Genomic DNA, 17,728 nt, shown 5'->3' on the forward strand with positions numbered 1-17,728 from the left:
GCCCCTTTAAACGAAAAGCCTATTAAATCGAATATACTTAACATCACTTGTTTCTTCTACTGTTGCTAATCCAATAAAACTATCCTTTAAATAAACCCTTACCATTTCTTTACCAATTATATTATCAGTTGTTGAAATACCATGCCAGTCGATTTTGTTTCCATTTAGTGCAGCCTTTTCCATTTCGTCTTTAATGGTCACCTTTGGCATATTACTAAGTGGAAAATCTACAGGAAATAATACTTCATTTATATTATCTATATCAGCAAGCTCTTCTAATGATATGGTGGAGGATAAATGAAAGGGACCTGTGGCTGTTCTCAGAAGAAAAGACATCATACCCCCACAACCTAACGCATCACCAATATCATGACATAAAGTACGTATATATGTACCTTTAGAACAGATAACATCAAGTATTAATTTTTTTCCATCCATATGTAAAATATCAATATCTTCTATTTTTACTAGCCTTGGTTTTCTTTCAACTTCTATGCCTGCTCTTGCAAGCTCATAAAGTTTTTTGCCCTGTTGCCTTACAGCAGAGTACATGGGAGGAATTTGATGATATTCACCAATAAAGGATTTAACAGTATCAATGATATCATTTGAAGTGCTATTCACTTCCTTTTCTTCCATAATCTTTCCATAGCCATCTTGAGTGTCAGTTTTTATTCCAAGTGTTAGCTCTGCCCTATATTTTTTCTTACTATCTAACAAAAACTGTGAAATTTTTGTTGCTTGTCCAATACATATTGGCAGTACACCAGCAGCGTTGGGGTCTAAAGTTCCGGTGTGTCCAACCTTTTTTATTTTTGTTATTCTTCTTACCTGTGAAACCATATCATGGGATGTCATACCAGGTGGTTTTAACAAGTTCAAAATTCCATTCAAGTCATCACCAGCCTATAAACTTTTTTTTATTTCATTTAGTATTGATTCTCTTACATTATCAATAGATCCTCTTATTACTGCCCCCGAAGCTTTTTTATGACCTCCACCGCCAAAAATATTAGCTAATTTATTCACATCAAAGTCACCCTTCGCCCTAAGGCTAATCTTTATTAGATCTTCTTCTAGTTCTCTTAATGTAATAGCAACCTCTATTCCCTTAATATCTCTAGCGTAATTAATAATACTATCTGTTTCTGCAGCATCTATGCTGTACTTTTCTATTAAATCATCAGTTATATCAACAATTGCAACCTTATCATCTAGATATAAAGCTAAATGACTTAGCACATGACCTAGAAATTTCATATTACTAATTGAATTATTTTGGTACAGGTTATAGGTAATATATTCAATATTAATACCTGCCTCCAATAGATGAGCAGTTACAATATGAGTACTTGGTGATGTATTATCATATTTAAAGCTACCAGTATCTGTATTAATACCAACGTACAAGCATGTGGCAATTTCATTATCCACAGTAATGTTTAATTCCTTACTTAGGAAATCATAAACAAGTTCACATGTGGAGGATGCATGGGCATCTACAATATTATAATCACCAAAGCTATTATTGCTGATATGATGATCAATATTAAAAACTTTCTTACTTCTACTTAGAAGTGTCGTGCTATAGCCTAATCTATTGATATCTCCACAGTCCAACACAAATGTTAAGTCATATTCATCTAATGCTTCATTATCATACTTTTTAAGCAAATGGAGTCCCGGTAAAAATTCATATTTACCGGGCACTATATCATTGACATAAATGGTCACATTAGTATGGATTTTTTTTAAAGCTAAACCAAGTCCTAATATTGAACCAAGACTGTCACCATCTGGATTGACATGTGAAATAATAGCTATATTTTTGCTTTTATTGATCATATCTAAAGGATTAGTCATTTTCCTCTTCCTTTATTTCAGCTTCTTTGTTAATTTTATCTTCTCTATTAATTCGAGAAATAACATTTTGAATCTCGAAGCCTTTTTCTATTGATTTATCAATTTTAAATAATATCTCAGGTGTATATCGTGCCTTTATCTTCTGCCCAACTTCTCTTCTAATAAAGCCACTGGATTTCTTTAAAGCTTCAAGGGTATCCTCCTGCTCTTCCTTACCACCAAAAATGCTTACGTACACAGAGGCATATCTTAAGTCTCTTGTTACCTCCACCTCAGTAATACTGGTCATTGGAGCGATTCTTGGGTCCCTAAGCTCATTTCTAATCATATAGCTTATATGTTTTTTTATTTCTTCTGCCAAACGACTTACTCTAGGATATGACAAAGTCCTCATCCTTCCTGTCTTATCTTTCTATTTCTTGCATTTTATAAGCTTCAATTATGTCTCCATCTTTAACGTCATTGTAATGATCAATGCCAATTCCACATTCGTAGCCAGTGGCAACTTCTTTAACATCATCCTTAAATCTCCTTAGGGAGCTGATTGTACCCTCATGGTATACAATACCGTCTCGAACGAGTCTTATACTAGCATTTCTCAGAATCTTACCTTCTATAACGTAACAACCAGCAACAACACCTGCTCCAGGCACCTTAAAGGTTGCTCTAACCTGTGCTTTACCAAGTTCCACCTCTTTAAATTCTGGGTCTAGCATACCCTTCATTGCTGCTTCAATATCTTCAATGGCATTATAAATTATTCTGTATGTTCGTAAATCTACAGCTTCTTTACTAGCTAAAGAGGTTGCACCTGAAGTTGGCCTAACATTGAAACCAATTATGATGGCATTTGAAGCTGAAGCCAGCATAACATCCGTTTCTGTAATTGCACCTACTCCACCATGAATAGGCTTAATTACAACCTTATCATTAGATAGTTTATTCAAGGATTGCTTTACAGCCTCAACTGAACCCTGTACATCTGCCTTTACAATAATGTTAAGTTCTTTAATTGACCCCTCTTGCATTTGGCTATATAATGCATCAAGAGATATCTTTTGGCTTGCCTTTAGCTGGTCTTCCTTAATCTTGTTGATACGTCCTTCAGCAATATTACGAGCAATCTTATCATCAGCCACTGCAACCATTTGATCTCCAGCCTTAGGTACATCATTTAAGCCAGTAATTTCTACTGCAGTAGATGGATTTGCAGATTTAACTCTTTTACCTTTATCGTTAACCATTGCACGTATTCTACCATAGGTATTACCTATTACAACGGAGTCACCAACATTTAATGTTCCATTTTGTACTAAAACAGTAGCAACAGAGCCTCTGCCTTTATCTAGCTGTGCTTCTATAACTACTCCAACCGCATTTCTATTAGGATTTGCTTTAAACTCTTCTACTTCAGCAACTAATAATATCATTTCCAATAATTCATCAATGTTAGTACCTTCAAGGGCAGAAACTGCTACTGAAATAATGTCTCCACCCCATTCTTCAATAAGAATGCCGTGGTCTGATAATTCCTGTTTAACACGGTCAGGATTTGATCCAGGCTTATCAATTTTATTGATTGCTACAATTATTGGTACATTAGCAGCCTTTGCATGATTTATTGCTTCTATGGTTTGTGGCATAACACCATCATCAGCAGCTACAACAAGAATTGCAATATCTGTAGCTTTAGCTCCCCTTGCCCTCATAGCTGTAAATGCTTCGTGCCCTGGAGTATCAAGGAAAACAATTTTCTTTCCATTAATCTTAACTTCAGATGCACCAATATGCTGTGTTATTCCACCGGCTTCCTTTGCAGTAACCTTTGTTTCTCTAATGGCATCTAGTAAAGATGTTTTACCATGATCAACATGGCCCATTACAGTAACAACTGGTGGCCTAGGCTTAAGGTCCTTAGGATCATCTTCTATAATAGCTATATCTTCTATATCTTCAACAACTACTGCTTCTTTTCTTTTTACCTCAAATCCAAATCCTTCTGCTACTTTTTCAGCAGTTTCAAAATCTATTTCTTGATTCATGGCAGCCATTACTCCAACCTGTATCAGCTTAGTAATAACTTCATTTATTGACTTTTTAACTAGCTCTGCAAAATCCTTTACTATTATCTTGTCATTAATCTCTATAGTCTTAACTTGAACATCACCATCTTCTTTTACAACTTCATTTTCTGTTGTATGTTGTTTTTGTTGCCTATGGTCATTCTTTCTAGGATTATTATTCTTACTGTTATTGCTATTCTTACTGTTATTGTTATTGTTATTGTTATTGTTATTCTTATTATTATGCTTGCTTTGATTCATAGGCTTCTTATTAGGATTTTTCGGTTCTTCTTTTTTAACTTCATTAGCTTTCTCAGAAGAATCCTTTGTTTTGTTAGATTCGCTGTTTTTTACATTATCTGTAAATATTTCCTTAATTAATTTAGCTTCTTCGTCTTCTAATGTACTCATATGATTGTTTACCTCTACTGCCAGCTCTGCTAGCTTTTCTATTAATTCTTTACTACTTATACCTAGTTCCTTTGCCAATTGATATACTCTTAACTTTGACAAGCTAATCACCCCCTATAGCCTTCCTGATCGATAACTTGTATTAGCTTTGCAGCAAAGCCTTTATCTAGAACTGCCACAACTGCTCTTGGAAGCTTTCCGATGGCTTTTCCAAGCTCTTCTTTACTTCCTATTATCCTTAAAGGAATGTTTCGAAAAGTTGTTTTATCCCCAAACAATTTTTTAGTGTTTTGGGAGGCATCTACTGCCAAAATTACCAGATAGGCTGACTTCTTTTTGACCTGACTCATACTTCCAACCTCACCTGATGAAATGGCTCCTGCTTTCATTGCAAATCCTAATATACTTTTAATCTTATCATTCACCTTTATCGATCTCCAATATTAATTTTTCATAAACCTCATCTGTAATGCTACACTCAAATGCTCTATTTAAAGCTTTGGCTTTTTTCGCCTTTTCGAAACATTCTTTTTTTAAACAGATGTAAGCACCTCTTCCATGGGCCTTACCAGTAAGGTCAACTTTTATTTCTCCCTCTTTATCCTTGACCACACGGATTAATTCTTTTTTGGGCTTCATTTCTGAGCATCCTACACATTTTCTCAAAGGGATTTTCCTAGTTTTCATATGATCACCCCTATTCTTCTTTTACCTGACTTTCACTTTTTATATCAATTTTCCAGCCAGTTAGCTTGGCTGCAAGTCTTGCATTTTGCCCTTCTTTACCAATTGCCAATGATAGTTGATAGTCAGGTACAACTACTTTGGCGGTTTTTTCATCTGGATTAACTACTGCAGAAAGAACCTTTGAAGGGCTTAAGGAGCTAGCTATAAACTCGCTTGGGTCTTTGCTATATTTTATAATGTCAATCTTTTCACCTTTTAATTCATCTACAATACTTTGTACCCTTGTACCCTTTGGTCCAACACACGCTCCAACAGGATCAACATTAGGATCCTTAGACTCAACAGCAATTTTTGTTCTTGAGCCTGCTTCTCTAGAGATGCTTTTAATTTCAACAACTCCTTCATGTATTTCTGGCACTTCCAATTCAAATAATCTTTTTATAAGTCCTGGATGAGTTCTAGAAACAACAATCTGTGGTCCCTTAGTAGTTTTTTTAACTTCAACAATATAGGTTTTAATTCTATCTCCATGATTGTAATCTTCATTGGGCATTTGTTCAGTTGGCCCTAATATTGCTTCGGTTTTGCCTAGGTTTATGTAAACCATTCCCTTTGCAACTCTAGCTACACTGCCTGTTATGATATCAGACTCACGGTTTATGAACTCTTCAAACACTACACCCCGTTCAGCCTCTCTAATTCTTTGAACAACAACCTGCTTTGCTGTTTGAGCAGCAATTCTACCAAAATTTCTTGGTGTAACCTCTCTCTCAATAACATCTCCAGCATCATAATTGGAATCAATTGCTTTTGCATCTTCTATTGAAATTTCCAATAAATCGTCTTCAACTTCTTCGACAACCTGTTTTTGTGAGTAGACCCTTACATCGCCAGTATCCCTTTCGATTTCTACCCGAACATTTTGTGAGGTGCCAAAATTTCTTTTGTAGCTGGAAATTAGTGCAGCTTCTATAGCATCTATTAATATTTCCTTAGAGATACCTTTATCTTTTTGAATCTGCTGCAGCGCCTCAATAAACTCCATATTCATTTTTTTTATCCTCCCTTAAAATTTAATAGATAATCTTACAATAGCTGCTTTTTCTTTGGGTATCTCTACCATGCCCACATTTTCTACACTAAGCTTGATAATGTCCTTCTCTAGGCCAAGTAATTCTCCTTCAAAACTTTTTTGACCATTCAAAGGTTCATAAAGCTTAACCTCAACTAATTCACCCTTAAATTTTTCAAAGTCACTATCTTTTTTTAAAGGTCTATCAATTCCAGGGGATGATACCTCAAGGTAATAGTTTTCTGGAATGGGATCCAGCGCATCTAATTTTTCGCTAAGCTCTTCACTTACTTTTTGACAGTCATCAAGAGTAATCCCACCCGGTTTGTCTATATATACCCTTAAAAAACGATGGGGTCCTTCTTTTTTAAATTCGATATCTACTAGTTCATAAGCTTCCTTTTCAATAATGGGTGAAATTAATTCCTCTGTTATTTTTTCTACCTTATTTTGACCCATTTTAAACCCTCCCATATTAAGTTTTTAAATTATATCTCTTATTTTCAGTCAATAAAGCGGTAATTATTCCATATTGACCTAATAACTTGAAAATGTACTACATATTTTATATTAATGTAAAAGTTTGTGTTTATAATATTCGTACATATTAACAAAGAGTGGGGATTTCCCACTCTCGCATAGTAATTTATGTGATTAATTTTAGTATAACACAACAAAAATCACCATGCAAGTTAAAAGAGGCTTAGTTGATTGGTTTTAGGCATGTCACCGATACAACCATGATTAACTAATGTTTCAATTGCCGTCTTTGTTATTTTAGTTCTTCCTCTTAAGTCCTCTAATGAAATAAACTCACCATTTTTTCTTGCTTCAACAATATTTTTTGCTGCATTTTGCCCTACTCCTTGCAATGCCATTAGTGGTGGTAGAAGCTTTCCTTGATCAATTTTAAAGCGTTCTGCTTCTGATTTATAGATATCAACAGGTAATAATATTATATTCCTTAGATACATCTCTAAAGCAACCTCTAATACTGTTAGTAGATTCTTTTCCTTTGCAGTGGTATCATTTCCCATGGCTTCGAATTCTTTAATCCTTCTTAATATAGCATCTTTACCCTTTACAATTAAATCAGCATCAAAGTCATCTGCCTTTGTAGTAAAGTAGGTGGCATAAAAAGCTTCTGGGTAATGAACTTTAAAATATGCTATTCTAAACGACATCATAACGTATGCCGCTGCATGGGCTTTTGGGAACATATACTTAATTTTATTACAGGAGTCTATGTACCATTGGGGAACATTATGCTCCTTCATTAACTCCACGTGTTCATCAGTAAGACCTTTACCCTTCCGTACATTTTCCATAATTTTAAATGCAGTTTTTTTAGGAAGGCCCATTAATATAAGGTAATTCATAATATCATCTCTTGTAGATATTACATCCTTTAATTCTGCAGCTTTATTTCTTACTAATTCCTGAGCATTATTCAACCAGACATCTGTGCCGTGGGATAATCCACTTATTCTTACCAATTCAGCAAAGGTTGTGGGCTTTGTATCAACCAGCATTTGACGTACGAATTTGGTACCAAACTCTGGTATTCCTAAGGTTCCTACATCGCATCCTAATTCTTCACTGCTTATTCCCAATGCCTCTGTGCCAGTAAATATACTTACTGTCTTTTTATCATCTAAGGGAATCAATTGTGCATTTACATTGGTGATATCCTCCAGCATTTTAATGATGGTTGGAACATCGTGACCTAATATATCTAGCTTTAAAAGTCGACCACTGATTGAATGATAGTCAAAGTGTGTGGTTATTACACCAGAACTAGAGTCATTGGCTGGATATTGTATAGGACAGAATTCATGTATGTCTCTATCCTGTGGTACTATCATAACTCCACCTGGATGCTGACCAGAAGTTCTTTTTACACCCGTACATCCCATAGTTAAGCGATTAACTTCTGCTTGAGAGTATTGTAGATTCTTCTCTTCAAGATACTTTTTTACAAAGCCATAGGCGGTTTTATCGGCAATTGTACCTATTGTACCAGCTCTATATACTTTACCTTTTCCAAATAACTCCTCTGTATATTTATGAGCCTCACTCTGATATTCTCCGGCAAAATTTAAGTCTATATCAGGCTCTTTATCTCCTTCAAAGCCTAGAAAAACCTCAAAGGGTATATCATGGCCTTCCTTTATCAGGTTACTGCCACAGGATGGACATTCCTTATCAGGTAAATCTGCCCCTGCTCCATACGAACCATCCAAAATGAATTCTGAGTATTTACAGTCTCCGCATATATAATGGGGTGGTAATGGATTTACCTCTGTAATATCACTCATGGTGGCAGCCAAGGATGAGCCTACAGAACCCCTCGAGCCAACAAGATAGCCATCTGACATAGATTTAGTAACAAGCTTTTGAGCAATTATATACATAACAGCATAGCCGTTACTTATGATGGAGTTTAACTCACGATCAAGTCTAGACTGAACTACTTCTGGTAATGGATTACCATAAATTCCCTCAGCCTTTTCATAGCAGGTTCTTCGTAATTCAACATCCGATCCCTCTATAACGGGTGGAAAGGTTCCACTAGGAATTGGTATAAGCTTTTCAATTTCATCAGCTATTCTGCTTGGATTATTGATTACAACTTCCTCAGCTTTTTCCTTGCCTAGATAACTAAATTCCTTCAACATTTCGGTAGTTGTCTTTAAATATAGTGGTGCTTGATTATCAGCATCACTATACCCCTGACCAGTCATAAGAATTTTTCTAAATATTTCATCTCTTTTCTCAAGAAAATGTACATCTCCAGTTGCGATAACAGGAATATCAAGTTTTTCACCAATACTAACTATTTTTCTATTTATATTTCTAATATCTTCTTCATTGCTTAAAATTCCCTTATCAACTAAAAATAAATTATTATCAATAGGTTGAATTTCTAAATAATCATAATACTTAGCAATGACTTCAATTTCTTCAGATGAAGGATTTGATAATATAGCTTGATAAAGTTCGCCTGCCTCGCAGGCACTTCCGATAATAAGTCCTTCGCGATATCGACTTAATAAGCTTTTAGGTAATCTTGGCTTTTTATAAAAATAATTTAAATGAGATTCTGAAACAAGTTGATATAGATTTTTTAGCCCAATATAATTCTTCACAAGGATAATAACATGAAAAGTATCCAGTTTTGAAATATCAGCTTGCTTTACCAATTGGTTATTCATTTCACCAAAGTTATTTATGCCCTTTGCCTTCATCATCTGTATAAATCTTATGAAGATTTCTGCTGTAGCGGTGGCATCATCCACAGCCCTATGATGATTTTCTAGCTTAATATTCAATTCCCTAGCAATTGTGTCAAGCTTATGTCTTTTCAATTTAGTTAAGAGTAATCTGGAAAGCTTTAATGTATCAATAACTGGGTTTTTAACCTCACACCCTAGTTTTTTTGCATTTTCTCTAATAAATCCAACATCAAAATTGGCATTATGAGCTACAATTGGAATATCCTCAATGAAGCTAAGAAAATTTGACAGTGCCTCATTAATCTTTGGTGAATCCTTAACCATATCATCAGTTATTCCTGTTAATTCAACTATTTTTTCTGGAATTGATGCTTCAGGATTTACTAAGGTTGAAAACCTATCAATAATCTTTTCATTACATATCTTCACAGCACCAATTTCTGTGATTCTATCTTTTTTATTGGAAAGGCCAGTTGTCTCAATATCAAAAATAACATAGGTGTCATCTAATCTATAGCAATCATTTCCCTCAACGAGCTTAGCCTCGTCATTAACTAAGTAGCCTTCCATACCATAAATTACGTCAATACCATGTTGTTTTCCTGCTTCCATTGCCTCTGGAAAAGCCTGTACAACACCATGGTCTGTTATGGCAATTGCTTTGTGGCCCCACTCTGCTGCCCTTTTTATTAAGCTGGAGGTGGTACTCAAGCCGTCCATTGACGACATTTGTGTATGCAAATGAAGCTCAACTCGTTTTTCGGGGTGTGTATCAATAGGCATATTCTTTTTAATTTTAATGATATCATTAGCCATTATAATATATTCTTTTACAAACTTATCAAAAACTACGTCACCCCTAATTTGAATCCAAACACCTTTTTTCAACTCATCTTCAATATTTTCTGTCTGCTTTTTTCTTTCAAATATTTTTACCATTATAGAATTGGTATAGTCAGTAACCTGTAAAATATACAGCTTTTTACCACTATTTAAATCCTTCACCTCAAAGGTTAGTATTTCACCCTCAATAATTACCTTAGCCATCTCCTCTTTTATTATAGAAAGTGGAGTCAACTCTCCACTAAAGCTTCTACCCATAACAATAGGAGAGTTTTCATTGCCTGCATCTCCTTTTTTACTAGTAGCTTTATTCTCATTTAAATTTTGTGGTGGAGATGTAGGGGTATTGCTTATTATCACATCCGCCAATAAATTATTTTCCTTTTCCTTAATCTCTGAATATTCATCCATACAAAAGTGGTTGTCTTCGTCTATATGGATCTTGCATATGATCTTTTTATCAAAGTCTCTGATAAAATATTCCTCGATTAGTTTATGAATTTTTCTTTCTACTGCTTTTTCATAAAGTAATAGAGTATGAATTTTTAAATTAAAAATGTTACCATCAAGTCTCCAATCCAAACCATCTTCAAAGCCTTTTGAAGCTGGAATTGCCTTATTAATAAAATAGACAATATTATTCCAGTTTAGTTCAATTAAATCCTTGAGGTCAGTAGCATTAATATTGTAATTAACCTTTATGATTATTTCCTCTTCCAGCTGTAATTCAGTTGATGCCTTCTTTAGTGGTAGCTCCAGTTGCCGCCAGTCAATAATATCCTCTGATTGGAGAATTATCTCCAGTTTTTTTAATTTCTTATTATATAAAATATTCTCTATTAAGTATTTTGAAAAAATGTTACTATCTTCAATTCCTAAGCTTTCAAAAAAACTACCTAAAGTTATTTTATTCTCAGGTTCCATAATATCCCACCTATTCTAGCTTAACCAGTACTTTACAATGTCCTTATACATTAGAAAACGCCAATGGGTTCCCTTTATTAAACCTAGTTTTTCTTCTTTTGTTACATGACTTATATTACTCAAAATGATTTTTTTTGTAGAAATGTTCTTTTCTCTAATAAGCTTAGTGAGTGCAACCTCCATACTATAACCAGAGGTGTCCATATTTAAAATGTCATTGATCAAGCTTCTGTTAAATGCCCTTTGACCAGAAAGGTTAGGAGCTATTTTTTGGGCCATATCTGTAATAACTCGTCCACCCTTAAATACCCCAATTGTCATTTCAGCCTCTGCAAAAGAAATAGGCATAACTAATTCTACAATATGATTAGCTGTTAAACCAATTAAATCTGCATCTAATAGTACTATAATTTCGCCCTTACACAAAGATAATCCTTTTTTAACAGCAGACGCCTTCCCATTATTTTGGGGTAATGTAATTAATTTTACAGAGTATTTCCTTACAACCTGTGAGGTTTTATCTGTTGAACCATCGTCAACTACAATGATTTCATCTATTATTGGGTTATTATATATAGGGTATAGTACTCCTTCAATACGCTGTTCTTCATTATAGGCTGGAACAACTACAGAAACTTTCAATCTTTTACACCTCATCCGTTACATTTTTTCTATTTCCTGTAATAAAACTTCTATCACTTCATTTTCTTTGATTTTGCTTATTATTTCACCTTTTTTGAATAGAAGGGCTGAATCTATTCCTCCCGCTATTCCAATATCCGCCTCTCTAGCCTCTCCAGGTCCATTAACTGCACAACCCATAATGGCTATCTTAATTGGCTTTTTAAGCTTTCCAACCTTATCTTCAACTTGGTTTGCCAGCTTAATTAAGTCAATTTGGCATCTGCCACAGGTTGGACAGGAAATAATTGTTACTTCATTTTGAATAATTCCTAAAGACTTTAATATTTGTCTACCTACTTTGATCTCCTCCACAGGATCCCCAGTTAAAGAGACTCTTATTGTATCACCAATCCCCTTTAGTAATAAAGCACCTATACCAATTGCTGATTTTATTGTTCCTGACCAAACTGTACCAGCCTCTGTAATACCAAGGTGAAGTGGATAATCGGTCTTTTCAGATATTAATTCATATGCCTTTATAGTCATATGTACATCACTAGCCTTTAAAGAAATTACAGTGTCATAAAAATCAAACTTTTCTAGAATAGCTACATGATTGAGGGCACTTTCTACCATTGCTTCAGCAGTAGGATGACCGTATTTATCCAACAGATGTTTTTCTAAAGAACCTCCATTGACACCAATACGAATAGGAATCTTATTCATGCTGGCTGCTTTAACTACTTCTTGAATTCTCTTCTCTTCCCCAATATTCCCAGGGTTAAGTCTTAATCCATCAATACCATTATATATTGCCTCTAATGCAATTCTATAGTCAAAATGAATATCCGCTACAATTGGAATATTTGTTTGACTCTTTATTTTATTTAAATGATAGGCACTATCCAAATTGGGTACTGCAACTCTTACTATATCGCAACCTGCCTTTTCCAGTTGAAGAATTTCATTAACTGTGTCTTCTACATTTTTAGGATCTGTAGTCGTCATAGATTGTACGGATATTGGATGGTGGCCACCAACAAAGACATTGCCACATTTTATTACTCTGGTTTTTTTTCGCATTTTATCACCCTTTATGAATTAGTCAACATAATATATTTATGTCAACTAGTTAGTGGATTTTTAATACAATTATAAATGCAAATCATAGACGTTGAATGCAAATGATAAATTTATGATGAAATTAACTATATTGATTTCATTTTGCGATTAATCATTTTTAGGCATGCATGGAAACCTACCCTACATTGTATATTTCTCTTAATACCTTATTTCTCTTTCATTCAACATTCAACATTTAACATTCAACATTTAACACTGTACATTCAATATGTTCTATCAGAACAGTCTCATATAATCTTGATAGGTTACAAATATCATTAGTGTTATTAGGATAGCAAAGCCTATCATGTGAATCATTCCTTCTTTTTCAGGATCCACCGGCTTTCCTCGAAGTAATTCAACAAATAAAAAGATGATTCTACTTCCATCTAGGGCTGGTATAGGCAATAGGTTCATAATTCCTAAATTCACACTTATTAATGCAGCTAAAAATACCACATTTAACCAACCTGCTCTTGCTGCCTCACCAACTAAACTAATAATTCCCACTGGCCCAACGACCTCTGCAGGAGTTGCCTGTCGCATTAATAACCCTCTTAAATAACCTAATATTTCCCTCATAATCATAGCAACATTTCTAAAGCTATTTGTAAATGCCTTTATGAATGATTTTTCAAAGCGTGGGGCAATACCTATCATAATCTGACCTGTTTCTTCATCTAGAAAAGGAGTTATGTTTTTTTCTATCATTTGACCATTTCTCATTACATCAACCTTTATTGTATCTCCTTGAGAATCATTAATAGCATCAACTAACTCTTGCCAGTTATTAATTTCTTTACCATCTATATAACGAACCTGATCGCCTGGTAGTAACCCAGCCATCTCAGCTGGTGTATTCTCTATAATTCCATTGATGGTTGTTGTTGGAGCTCCAACCGAATAGAATAGTATAGTGAAAAGAAGGATTCCCAAGACAAAATTCATAAAAGAACCTGCAAATAATACTGCCATACGCACTGGAATAGGCTTATTATTAAAGCTTCTTGCGTCATTAGATGCTTCATCCTCACCCTCCATTCTTACGTAACCTCCTATTGGAAGTACTCTTAAAGAGTAAGTAGTTTCATTTCTAGTATAATTTATAAGCTTTGGTCCCATCCCAATTGCAAATTCATGAACTTTTATTCCAGCTGCCTTTGCAACACAAAAATGCCCAAGCTCGTGAAATGCCACAAGTAAACCAAATACTGCTATTGCAGCAATAGCTGTCTGCATTATCTAACACCTACCTATCAAATTTCTGTCTTTAACCATTCTCTTACCCATTTATCAACCTCTAACACTTCTTCTATTGTATTATATTGAAAGCTCTTATGAGCCTTCATAGCTTTTTCAATATATTTTGGAATATCATAAAATTTTATTTCTTCAGCAAGGTATTTCTCAACCAGCACTTCATTGGCTCCATTAATAACACATGGCATTGTTCCGCCTATACGTAGGGCTTCATATGCCAATTGTAAGCATGGAAACTTTTCCGTATCAGGTTGCATGAAATCGAGTCTAGAAAGCTCCTTAAGATTTAGTTTAGTATTATCCCCAGTTATTCTTTCTGGATATGCTAACGAATATTGAATTGGTAATCTCATATCTGGCGCTCCAAGCTGTGCAATTATTGAACCATCCACAAATTCAACCATTGAATGAATTATACTCTGTGGGTGTATTATTACTTCTATTTTATCCAGATCTACATCAAATAACCACTTAGCTTCTATTACCTCTAGTCCTTTATTCATTAAAGTTGATGAATCAATTGAAATTTTTCTACCCATATCCCAGTTGGGATGCTTAAGAGCCTCATGAAATTTTGCGTTTATTAATGATTCTTTATCCCATTCACGAAAGGGTCCACCAGAAGCTGTTAAAATAATTTTTGATATATTTTTGCTGCTTTCTCCCTGTAAACATTGGAATATAGCTGAATGTTCGCTATCTACTGGGAGTATTTTGACATTATTCTTTCTTGCCTCCTCCATTATAAGACTTCCACCAACAACTAAGGTTTCCTTATTGGCAAGGGCTATTGTCTTGCCACATCTAATTGCGCTTAAAGTAGGTAATAGTCCAATGCTTCCAACTACAGAGTTCACTACTATTTCACATTCTTCCATAGTAGCAATCTCAATTAAGCCCTCCATGCCAGACAATACTCTAATATTGGATGGTATGCGACTTTTAAGTATGTCTGCTTTAACCTTATCATATACTACAACTACTTTAGGTTTATATATATTAATCTGCTCCTGAAGCTCTGCTATATTTCTCATTACAGCTAATCCAACTACCTCAAATGAATCTGATAGATTAGACACAACATCAAGTGCCTGTTTACCAATAGAGCCAGTGGAGCCCAAAATTACAATCTTCTTTTTCATAATTCTTCCTCCTCCAAGCTAGTAAAGTCCATCCATTACTAAAGCATAATAAGCATTGCTATTAGCCATGCTTATTTATAATTAATTGAGAAAAAGCTATTTATCTTTCCTATATTTATAATATGTACAATATGAAATAATAGATTACTGGGGCTGTAAAAAGAATACTATCAAACCGATCTAAAACTCCTCCATGACCAGGTATCAAAGCGCCAAAATCCTTAATTCCAACATATCTTTTTATAACTGAGGCTGTTAAGTCGCCGGTCTGGGAAAGAATGCTCCCAATAAATCCTATCATCATAACCAAAAATACGTTATTATTTAAAAAGAAATAGGCAAACAATCCACTAATTAACATACTGCCCGATATACCGCCTATAGCGCCAACTACTGTTTTTTTTGGACTAATACTGGGACATAGCTTCTTTTTACCGAAAAAAACACCAGTAAAATATGCAAATGTATCTGTTCCCCATGCAGTAATGAAAACTAACCATATTGCTATAGAATTTTCATGATTGCTTATTAAAATGATATGTCCTAAAAGGATGCTTACATAGAAAATACCATATAGAGTGGCTGATGCATCTAAAATATTATATTGGGGCTTTAGTAAAAGTATGATACTAATTAGAATAATTGCAATCACAAGAGAAAAAAGGGTAAATTGACTAATATTAATATCAAAGTAAAATTGGCTTAGTATAGCTATAGTTAGCACATAACCTATCCAACGTACTGGATTAATGCCTTTGTTTTCTACAGCTAAATAGAACTCGTATATTCCTATTAATGATATAGCCATCACTGATATATATATTAAAGGTCCACCATATAATATGATTCCAATTAAAAGTGGTATTCCAACGATGCCACTTACAACTCGTTTTAACATTTTAGCCCTCCTTATATACCACCAAATCGACGTGTTCGATTTTGATAATCTACTATAGCTCCTATAAGATCTTCTCCTCTAAAATCTGGCCAATAGGTTTCAGTAAACCATAATTCAGTATAAGCACTTTGCCAAAGAAGAAAATTACTAAATCGATATTCACCACTGGTACGAATCAATAAGTCTGGGTCTGGAATGTTGGTTGTATCAAGATAACCTGCAAATTCTTCAACCTGCAAATTTTCTATGCTTAACCCATCTTCTACATCTTTATAAAGCTTTTTAATCCCTCTAATTATTTCATCTCTTCCACCATAGTTAAGGGCAATATTAACACACAGGCCACTATTACTCTTGGTTAATGCCTTTGCATTCTTCACTTCGATTTTTGCAATTCTGGGTAAGCCTTCTATATCACCAATTGTATTAATTCTAACGTTATTAGAGTGGAGCTCTCCAACTTCTTTTTTTAGGTAATCAACCAATAATTGCATTAAAGCAGAAACTTCATCCTGTGGTCGGCTCCAGTTTTCTGTTGAAAAAGCATATAATGTTAAATACTTAACTCCAATATTTGAAGCAGTTTTTATAACATCCCTTAAGGCTTCAACACCAGCTTTATGCCCAAAGGTTCTTGGTAGCTGTCTTGCCTTAGCCCATCTTCCATTACCATCCATAATAATAGCAATATGAGATGGAATACGAGTATCATCTATTTTATTGATTTTTCTTTTTTTAGCTGGTTTCTTAAATAGATTTATCAATTTATTCACCTCAATCATTTTTAAACCCCCAATAAAGGGGGCTTAAAAAAATGATATAACAAACTCTACTTCATTTTTGGAATTCATCTTTTGCCGTATTACCCGTTTATGATTGGTTTTAATGGTATTCTTACCATAGCTTTCTAAAACTATGACTTTTATTCCCAAATTTTCAAGCTTTGTAACGGCATCTTCAGCTATAAAACCAGTTAAATCAGGAATTATCTTCAATAATTAAACCTCCAATATTTCCACTTCTTTTTTAGCAACTAACTCATCTATTTTTTTAATATAATTATCAGTAATTTTCTGTACCTCTTCCTGTGCTTTTTTTAAATCATCCTCTGTTAATTCTCCGTCTTTTTGTTGCTTTTTAAAGGCCTCATTTGCTTCGCGCCTTTCATTTCTAATTGCAACCTTTCCATCTTCTGCAGTTCGTTTAACTATTTTTAATAAATCTCTTCTTCGTTCTTCTGTTAACTGTGGTATATTCAATCGTATTACTTTTCCATCATTTGATGGATTTAGACCTAAATCAGATGTCATGATAGCCTTCTCTATACTTTGCATAGCAGATTTATCATAGGGCTGAATGATTATCATCCTTGGCTCTGGAGCAGTTACAGTGGCTATCTGCTTTAAAGGAGTTATGCTACCATAGTAGTCAAGTGATATTTTATCAAGCATAGCTGGGTTTGCTCTACCTGCACGAATGCTGTTTAGCTCATCCTTAATGACATTAATTGTTTTTTGCATTTTTCCTTCTATTTCTTTATGAGTTTCTAAGTACATATAATCTCCTCCTTTATAATAAAATAC

At 34.3% G+C, this 17,728-nt stretch carries 17 protein-coding genes; all 17 read right to left on the reverse strand.

Features of this window, described 5'->3' with window-relative positions; all coding sequences use genetic code 11:
* Window positions 1-6: 6 nt before the first annotated feature.
* The 17 genes from truB to frr all read right to left on the reverse strand — a co-directional run bounded on the left by truB (window position 7) and on the right by frr (window position 17,701).
* Window positions 7-894: a tRNA pseudouridine(55) synthase TruB gene (gene truB, locus BLP68_RS04140; RefSeq protein WP_091540369.1), complete on the reverse strand. Its 888-nt coding sequence runs from the start codon at window positions 892-894 to the stop codon at window positions 7-9.
* Window positions 895-906: 12 nt separating this feature from the next.
* Window positions 907-1,863: a DHH family phosphoesterase gene (locus BLP68_RS04145; protein WP_091540372.1), complete on the reverse strand. Its 957-nt coding sequence runs from the start codon at window positions 1,861-1,863 to the stop codon at window positions 907-909.
* Complete coding sequence (gene rbfA / locus BLP68_RS04150; protein ID WP_091540374.1) at window positions 1,856-2,257, reverse strand: 30S ribosome-binding factor RbfA; 402 nt, start codon at window positions 2,255-2,257, stop codon at window positions 1,856-1,858. The genes BLP68_RS04145 and rbfA overlap by 8 nt, the downstream gene beginning before the upstream one ends.
* A 10-nt stretch (window positions 2,258-2,267) precedes the next feature.
* Window positions 2,268-4,439 carry a translation initiation factor IF-2 gene (gene infB / locus BLP68_RS04155; RefSeq protein WP_091540377.1) on the reverse strand — a complete coding sequence of 724 codons (2,172 nt, stop codon included), beginning with the start codon at window positions 4,437-4,439 and terminating at the stop codon, window positions 2,268-2,270.
* Window positions 4,440-4,444: 5 nt separating this feature from the next.
* Window positions 4,445-4,762, reverse strand: coding sequence for a L7Ae/L30e/S12e/Gadd45 family ribosomal protein (locus BLP68_RS04160; protein WP_242876898.1), 318 nt, complete (start codon window positions 4,760-4,762; stop codon window positions 4,445-4,447).
* Window positions 4,755-5,024 (reverse strand): RNase P modulator RnpM, encoded by a 270-nt coding sequence (rnpM, locus tag BLP68_RS04165; RefSeq protein ID WP_091540381.1) that lies wholly within the window; start codon window positions 5,022-5,024, stop codon window positions 4,755-4,757. Before rnpM ends, BLP68_RS04160 begins: the two co-directional genes overlap by 8 nt.
* A 10-nt stretch (window positions 5,025-5,034) precedes the next feature.
* The gene (gene nusA / locus BLP68_RS04170) at window positions 5,035-6,075 is read right to left on the reverse strand and encodes a transcription termination factor NusA (protein WP_091540383.1); all 1,041 of its coding nucleotides are present in this window, start codon (window positions 6,073-6,075) and stop codon (window positions 5,035-5,037) included.
* A gap of 15 nt (window positions 6,076-6,090) precedes the next feature.
* A complete protein-coding gene (gene rimP, locus BLP68_RS04175; protein WP_091540386.1) occupies window positions 6,091-6,555 on the reverse strand; it encodes a ribosome maturation factor RimP in 465 nt (154 codons plus the stop codon).
* Between the two features lie 233 nt (window positions 6,556-6,788).
* Window positions 6,789-11,099, reverse strand: coding sequence for a PolC-type DNA polymerase III (locus BLP68_RS04180; RefSeq protein ID WP_091540387.1), 4,311 nt, complete (start codon window positions 11,097-11,099; stop codon window positions 6,789-6,791).
* A 15-nt stretch (window positions 11,100-11,114) separates the two neighbouring features.
* The gene (locus BLP68_RS04185) at window positions 11,115-11,741 is read right to left on the reverse strand and encodes a glycosyltransferase family 2 protein (RefSeq protein WP_207647868.1); all 627 of its coding nucleotides are present in this window, start codon (window positions 11,739-11,741) and stop codon (window positions 11,115-11,117) included.
* 18 nt (window positions 11,742-11,759) lie between these two features.
* Complete coding sequence (gene ispG / locus BLP68_RS04190; RefSeq protein ID WP_091540391.1) at window positions 11,760-12,806, reverse strand: flavodoxin-dependent (E)-4-hydroxy-3-methylbut-2-enyl-diphosphate synthase; 1,047 nt, start codon at window positions 12,804-12,806, stop codon at window positions 11,760-11,762.
* Window positions 12,807-13,082: 276 nt separating this feature from the next.
* Entirely contained in the window at window positions 13,083-14,084 is a 1,002-nt protein-coding gene (rseP, locus tag BLP68_RS04195; RefSeq protein WP_091540394.1) for an RIP metalloprotease RseP, read from the reverse strand.
* A 17-nt stretch (window positions 14,085-14,101) separates the two neighbouring features.
* The gene (locus BLP68_RS04200) at window positions 14,102-15,247 is read right to left on the reverse strand and encodes a 1-deoxy-D-xylulose-5-phosphate reductoisomerase (protein WP_091540396.1); all 1,146 of its coding nucleotides are present in this window, start codon (window positions 15,245-15,247) and stop codon (window positions 14,102-14,104) included.
* A 115-nt stretch (window positions 15,248-15,362) separates the two neighbouring features.
* The gene (locus BLP68_RS04205) at window positions 15,363-16,145 is read right to left on the reverse strand and encodes a phosphatidate cytidylyltransferase (protein WP_091540399.1); all 783 of its coding nucleotides are present in this window, start codon (window positions 16,143-16,145) and stop codon (window positions 15,363-15,365) included.
* Window positions 16,146-16,156: 11 nt separating this feature from the next.
* Window positions 16,157-16,927 (reverse strand): isoprenyl transferase, encoded by a 771-nt coding sequence (locus tag BLP68_RS04210; RefSeq protein WP_091540401.1) that lies wholly within the window; start codon window positions 16,925-16,927, stop codon window positions 16,157-16,159.
* A 24-nt stretch (window positions 16,928-16,951) separates the two neighbouring features.
* Window positions 16,952-17,140 (reverse strand): hypothetical protein, encoded by a 189-nt coding sequence (locus BLP68_RS04215; RefSeq protein WP_091540404.1) that lies wholly within the window; start codon window positions 17,138-17,140, stop codon window positions 16,952-16,954.
* 3 nt (window positions 17,141-17,143) lie between these two features.
* Window positions 17,144-17,701, reverse strand: coding sequence for a ribosome recycling factor (gene frr / locus BLP68_RS04220; protein ID WP_091540406.1), 558 nt, complete (start codon window positions 17,699-17,701; stop codon window positions 17,144-17,146).
* Window positions 17,702-17,728: the final 27 nt, after the last annotated feature.

Origin of the sequence: Alkaliphilus peptidifermentans DSM 18978, assembly GCF_900101495.1 — a bacterium.
GTDB lineage: Bacteria > Bacillota > Clostridia > Peptostreptococcales > Natronincolaceae > Alkaliphilus_C > Alkaliphilus_C peptidifermentans.